General features: G+C 61.4%; 5 protein-coding genes and 1 tRNA gene. 2 read left to right on the top strand and 4 right to left on the bottom strand.

The genetic code is table 11. From position 1 onward, the window contains the following. Window positions 1–240: 240 nt before the first annotated feature. The 3 genes from LPW39_RS20635 to LPW39_RS20625 form a co-directional block, all read right to left on the bottom strand. Window positions 241–314: transfer RNA gene (locus LPW39_RS20635), tRNA-Gly, on the bottom strand. 77 nt (window positions 315–391) lie between these two features. Then, window positions 392–958: a GAF domain-containing protein gene (locus LPW39_RS20630; RefSeq protein ID WP_230779489.1), complete on the bottom strand. Its 567-nt coding sequence runs from the start codon at window positions 956–958 to the stop codon at window positions 392–394. Between the two features lie 205 nt (window positions 959–1,163). Then, entirely contained in the window at window positions 1,164–1,757 is a 594-nt protein-coding gene (locus LPW39_RS20625; RefSeq protein ID WP_230779486.1) for an IMPACT family protein, read from the bottom strand. Window positions 1,758–1,973: 216 nt separating this feature from the next. On the opposite strand from LPW39_RS20625, the gene LPW39_RS20620 reads away from it, so the two are divergent. Further along, window positions 1,974–2,156, top strand: a complete 183-nt coding sequence (locus LPW39_RS20620) for a hypothetical protein (protein WP_021028080.1) — start codon at window positions 1,974–1,976, stop codon at window positions 2,154–2,156. A 405-nt stretch (window positions 2,157–2,561) separates the two neighbouring features. Continuing rightward, the gene (locus LPW39_RS20615; protein ID WP_230779483.1) at window positions 2,562–5,075 is read left to right on the top strand and encodes a YgiQ family radical SAM protein; all 2,514 of its coding nucleotides are present in this window, start codon (window positions 2,562–2,564) and stop codon (window positions 5,073–5,075) included. Between the two features lie 107 nt (window positions 5,076–5,182). On the opposite strand, the gene LPW39_RS23540 is transcribed toward LPW39_RS20615, so the two are convergent. Beyond that, window positions 5,183–6,280, bottom strand: a complete 1,098-nt coding sequence (locus tag LPW39_RS23540) for a YncE family protein (RefSeq protein ID WP_230779480.1) — start codon at window positions 6,278–6,280, stop codon at window positions 5,183–5,185. Window positions 6,281–6,337: the final 57 nt, after the last annotated feature.

Below are 6,337 nucleotides of genomic sequence, written 5' to 3'. Positions count from 1 at the left end.
TGCGCGCAGAACATGAAGAAGATCGCGCTGCTGCTGGCGCGGCTTTTACGGCTTTTAAAAGCGGCTATGAGAGGCTACGAGCGTCGCGAGCAAGCGCACCACGCAAAGCAAAAGTTTGGCGGCGCGCAGCTGCCTGGGCCTGCGTATCGCTTCGCATAGCGGCAAGAAAAAACCCCCGTTTGAAAAAACGGGGGTTTATCAACAATCTGACGCGCCTTTCGAGGCGCGTTTTGTTTTGTCTGGAGCGGGTGATGGGAATCGAACCCACATTATTTGCTTGGGAAGCAAGAGTCCTACCACTGAACGACACCCGCGAATCTATCCATTCTAGCCTGAGAAGCAGCCACGCCTACTGCGGCGCTGCTGCATTGGCTACAACAGCGTTGGCCGCTCAGTTTCCCTTCTTGGTAGGGAACTGCCAACCCTGCTTTTTCTCATCCAGCGGCTGCAGCTTCCAGTTTTCCAGCTCGGCATCACGCTCAGACTCGCGGCGCACATCAATGCGCTTGGCCGTGTGTTTGGCAACGACGGCCAGCTTCTGCAGATCGGTCTCGCGCAGCGTAGGATCGGGCTCGGTGCTGAAGCAGCACAGGGTGCCGTAGATCTGACCATCGGCAAGGATGATGGGCGTACTCAAATGGGCGCCGCCGCGGAAGGGCGTGGCCGGGAGTTTCGCGGACTCTGTGTGTTGTGCAGCATCGTGCACCAGCGGCGGCAGGCGGCCGTCGAGCACGCATTGGCAGAAGGACTGCTCCAGTGAGGAGCCGCCCCCGGTTGCGATCAAGGCTTTATCAGCGCTGTGGTCCACATGCTTGAAGGTGCGCTGGCCATTGCGGATCTCAGAAACAAAGATGACGTCCATTTTCAGATGCTCGCGCAGGCCGTGCAGTACCTCTTTCACGTTCTGGTCGATCAGGTCGTCGGCGCCTTCGGCCGTGGCCACCAGCAGTTCGCTCATCGATACTTCCAGCGCGTCAGGTGCGTAATCCCATAAATGAATGGCCATAGTTAGTCTCGCTATTTCCATGCGCTACCCGCTAGCGCATCCCGGTCGCGTTTGATGATAACGGCACTGAAAAGCGCATGCATGTTGGGCACAGGATTGAATTACTCTTTTACATGGAACCGAGCGCAAACGCGGTGCTGGCTGCGGTCGAGCGGATTCAAGCGGGCTCGTCAATCCAGGTCAGGCGGCCCTGGCCGAGCTCGTTCATTCTGGCGATGAAGTCGGGCGCCTGCGATGCGACCAACTCAATCTCTGCGAGCACATCGTCGCCATGGCTCACGTTAAGCAACTGCGCATGGGCGCTGCTGACCTCGCGCCGCATGCCACCTTCCAGCGCGTAGGGTAGACGGCATTGCAGGCGGGTCATCGCCTGGCGCTCAACTTTTTCGGCCTTCAACATGGCCTGGGCAATGGCATCGGTATAGGCGCGGACGAGGCCGCCAGCGCCCAGCTTGACGCCGCCAAAGTAGCGCACCACGGTGGCCAGAGCGCCTTCGATCTGCTGGTGGCGCAAAACATCCAGCATGGGGCGGCCGGCAGTGCCGCTGGGCTCGCCATCATCGACGGCGGCAGACTGCCCGCCCGCCATCAGCGCCCAGCAGACATGGTTGGCACCGGGGTGTTGCTCGCGCAGACTTTGAACGATGACCAGCGCCTGTGCGCGGTCCTGCACCGGCTGAACGCAGCCGATGAAGCGGCTTTTCTTGATGACCAGTTCGCTATGAACGGCCTGGGCCAGGGTGTAGGGCATGCGTTGCGTGGAGAAGACGTTTGCTTACACTGTGATGCGTCAACGTCGCCTAGATGTCATGCGTTAGACACATATCATTGTTTCAATGGCGGGAGCGCTCCAGTGATGGAGTGGCTGACCGCAGTGGAGACCTCAGGCGCAGCCAGGCGCGAGTCTACCCCGATTTTTCCAAGAACCATTTCATACCACCGACTGACACATTACCCGGGAGCGACCATGCAACACCAACTGCAAACCAATTTGGATTCCTTGAACAACCATGGGTTCGGACGTGCAGGTTTGGAGACGCCCGCCTATGTGACGGAGGTGCTGGCAGCACTGCCAACCACCCCCAGTGCCAATGACGATGGCAGCTACGTGGATTTGGCCCAACGCGTTCGCGAAGGTGGCGAGTGGTAAGGCGCTGAACAAGAGCGCCAGATTTCGGTACCGGTTGACTGACGAAACTCGCATCGCATCAACGCCATAGGCAGCTTGGGCTGCCTTTTTTATTTGCGGTCCATTGCTCAGCCATGCGACAATGGCAGGCTATTTGATGCAGCGCAAAAAATGTGGGTTTAGCGCCCCTTGCCTTGAAGGTTATGGTCTCGCCAGTTAGGGGCCAGCGATTGCCTTGGTCTGGAGCCGCGCTGCAATGCCTTGACCGCCCTGGTCTTAACTGGGGCTTTGCCCCCGCAGATGCTTCCAAATACATAGCATCAATACCCGTACAAATGCGCGCTACGGGCTATTTTTTTAGAATATCGGACCCTGCCACCGCTGGCACCGAGCCCCGCGTGCATTACTCCACGACTGTTGTTGCCCATGTCTGCCCCGATTGATGTTTCTTTTTTTGAACGTGCTGCCAAGCCGCTGACCAGCTACAAGCCGTACTGGGCCAAGCGCTTTGGCCCGGCGCCATTTCTGCCGATGAGCCGTGCCGAGATGGACCAGCTGGGCTGGGACAGCTGCGACATCATCCTGGTCACCGGTGACGCGTATGTGGACCACCCCAGTTTTGGCATGGCCGTCATTGGCCGCGTGCTGGAAGCCCAGGGCTTTCGCGTGGGCATCATTGCGCAGCCGGATTGGCAAAGTGCCGATGCCTTCAAGACGCTGGGCAAGCCCAACCTGTTCTGGGGAGTGACGGCGGGCAACATGGATTCGATGATCAACCGTTATACGGCTGACCGCAAGATCCGCTCCGACGACGCCTACACCCCTGGCGACGTGGGTGGCAAGCGCCCGGACCGCGCGGCCATCGTCTACAGCCAGCGCTGCCGTGAAGCCTATAAGGATGTGCCCATTGTGCTGGGCGGCATCGAAGGTTCGCTGCGCCGCATTGCCCACTATGACTACTGGAGCGACAAGGTGCGCCGCTCCATCGTAGTGGACAGCAAGTGCGACATCTTGCTCTACGGCAATGCCGAACGTGCGCTGGTGGAAGTAGCCCACCGCATCGCCGCGCGCGAGCCGGTGGAGAACATCACCGATGTGCGTGGTACCTCGTTTTTCCGCCGTGCATCGGAAGAGGGCTGGTTCGAGGTGGACTCCACCACCGTCGACGAGCCCGGTGAGGTCGAGCCCCACATCAACCCCTACATGACGACCAGCGAGCAGGCAGAGGCCCAAGGCCAGAGCTGCGCGAAGGAAGACGCGGAAAAGCAGGGCGCTGATGCAGCGCCGGCTGCGGCGGCCTGTGGCACGCCTGCAGGCGCTGCCAGCACCAGCGCGTCCACGCTGTCGAATGTGCAGCCGCTGCAGTTTGTGCCCAACCTGTCGCTGCGCCACAAGTCCAAGATGCCGGCGCGCGACCGTACCGTGTTGCGCCTGCCCAGCTTTGAAGAGGTCAAGAGCGACCCGATTCTCTACGCCCACGCCAACCGCGTGCTGCACCTCGAGACCAACCCCGGCAACGCACGCGCACTGGTGCAGGCCCATGGCGAAGGCACTACGGCCCGCGATGTGTGGATGAACCCGCCACCCATTCCGCTGACCACCGCCGAAATGGACTGGGTGTTTGGTCTGCCCTATGCGCGCAGCCCACACCCCGTCTATGCCGACGAGACGGGCAGCCACGAAGGCGCGACCAAGATCCCCGCCTGGGAGATGATCCGCACCTCGGTCAACATCATGCGAGGCTGCTTTGGCGGCTGCACCTTCTGCTCGATCACCGAGCATGAAGGCCGCATCATCCAGAGCCGTTCGGAAGATTCCATCATCCAGGAACTCGAAGACATCCGCGACAAGGTCAAGGGCTTCACCGGCACCATCTCCGACCTCGGTGGCCCCACGGCCAACATGTACCGCCTGGGTTGCAAAAGCCCGCAGATCGAGGCGGCCTGCCGCAAGCCCAGCTGCGTGTTCCCGGGCATCTGCCCGAACTTGCACACCGACCACGGTCCGCTGATCAAGATCTACCGCCGCGCGCGCAAGCTGCCCGGCATCAAGAAGATCCTGATAGGCTCGGGTCTGCGCTATGACCTGGCCGTCAAGTCGCCCGAATACATCAAGGAGCTGGTGCAGCACCATGTGGGCGGCTACCTGAAGATTGCCCCTGAGCACACCGAGGCAGGACCGCTGAACAAGATGATGAAGCCGGGCATTGGCAGCTATGACCGCTTCAAGCAGCTGTTTGAAAAATTCAGCGAAGAGGCGGGCAAGAAGCAGTTTCTGATTCCCTACTTCATCGCCGCCCACCCGGGCACCAGCGATGAGGACATGATGAACCTGGCGATCTGGTTGAAGAAGAATGGCTTCCGCGCCGACCAGGTGCAGACCTTCTACCCCAGCCCGATGGCCACGGCCACGGCCATGTACCACAGCGGCCGCAATACGCTCACCAAGGTGCGCCGCCAGATGCGCGACGAGGCCGAAGAGCGTGTGGACATCGTGCGCGGTGAAAAGCGCCGTCGTCTGCACAAGGCCTTTTTGCGCTACCACGACCCGAACAACTGGCCGCTGCTGCGCGAGGCGCTCAAGACCATGGGCCGCTCGGACCTGATCGGCAACGGCAAACAGCACCTCATCCCGACCTTCCAACCGCTGGTGGACGGCAGCTACCAGAGTGCGCGCAAGAAGAACAGCACCGCCTCCAAGGGTGGCACCGGCCTGGGCTACACCACCAACAAGGATGGCAAGGCCGTGGCGATGGCACCGCGCCGCCCGCAGGAGCAGCAAGAGCCCAAGGGCGATGTGCGCTTCCGCAGTGCGCAGCCCAAGCCGGGCCAGTTGCTGACCCAGCACACCGGTCTGCCTCCCCGTGCAGGTGTGCGTGCCGGCGCAGGCAAGCCTGCTGCGGCCAAGAAGTCTGGCCCCGCGCGCAAGAGCGGCCGCTAAGCCTGGCGCATTGCCGCGCTGAGATCGCCAAAAAAGGCGCCAAGTTTACGCTTGGCGCCTTTGTTTTTGGTGGCTGAATCGGCGCGGGAGGCCCCGCCCTTGGGCTTTTAGCCCATCAGTCTTTGGCCATGGCGGTGCAGCGCCGTGATGCCCGCCACCACGAGCAACAGACCCGCCCAGACGCCGCTGATCGGAATGGGTTTGCCAGCCACCACGCTGCCGGCTTCCAAGCCATTGGCATCCAGCTTGGCAGCCGCCTTGCGGGCACTGCTGGCCAATGCAACGCCCCAGGGCGCACTGCCCACAGTCACCGAGCCGCGTACCTCGTGGGTACTGGTATCGATGATGGACAGGCGGTTCGTCCTTGGATCGCTGACATAGGCATGCGTCCCCACGGGATCGAACACCACATGCTGCGGGGTCTGCTCCACAGGAATGACTCCCACCACTGCATGGCTGGCCGTGTCGATGACAGACACGGTGCCGTCCCCGCTGTTGGTGACATAGGCCTGTGTACCTGCTGGATGAAAAGCGACTCGGCTGGGGTGCTTGCCGACGGCGACTGTTGCCACAACCGTCTTGGCGCGGGTATCAATCACGCTGACGCTGCCACGCGCCTGGCGTGACTCCCGGTTCACAACATAGGCCAAACTACCAGAGGGTTGCACCTTGATATCGCTGGCATCCGTCCCAACGCTGATGTGTTTCAGCACTTCGCCACTGCCGGGGTCGATCACCGCGACTTTTCCGGTGTCGGGGTCGCTGTGTTGCTCGAGCGAGTACAGGCGTGAACCATCCGGGTGGATGGCCATGCCGCGGGTGTTTTGGGGGCTGACAGGGAAGGTACGCATGATCTGATGGGTGGCAGTGTCAATGACGGCAATCGCGCCGCCGCCGGGAGTGTTGGTATCTACATAGGCCAGTCCACCGCTGGGACTGAACACCACATCGTTGCTGACATGGTTCATAGGAATTCCTGTCAGCAACTTGTTCTTGCCCAGATCAAGTACGCCGATGGTGGCGGACCACACGCTGGAGAGATAGGCGAGGCAGCCATCCGGGCTGATGGCAATCTCCTGCGGCATGGCCATGCCGGCAGGGATCGTGGTAACCGTACGCTGGCTGGTCACATCGACCACCGAAACAAGGTTCTCATCCCGGTTGACCACATACGCCAGCGGCGCGGCTGGGACTAGCCCGGCCACGCTGCAAAAAGCCAGGGCACAGGTCAAGCGCCGACAGGCCTCCAGGCATCCTCTCAG

Source organism: Comamonas koreensis (assembly GCF_021026195.1).
Lineage (GTDB): Bacteria > Pseudomonadota > Gammaproteobacteria > Burkholderiales > Burkholderiaceae_C > Comamonas > Comamonas koreensis.
Note: the sequence above shows the minus strand (reverse complement) of the source record. Positions and strands in the feature narration are given on the sequence as shown.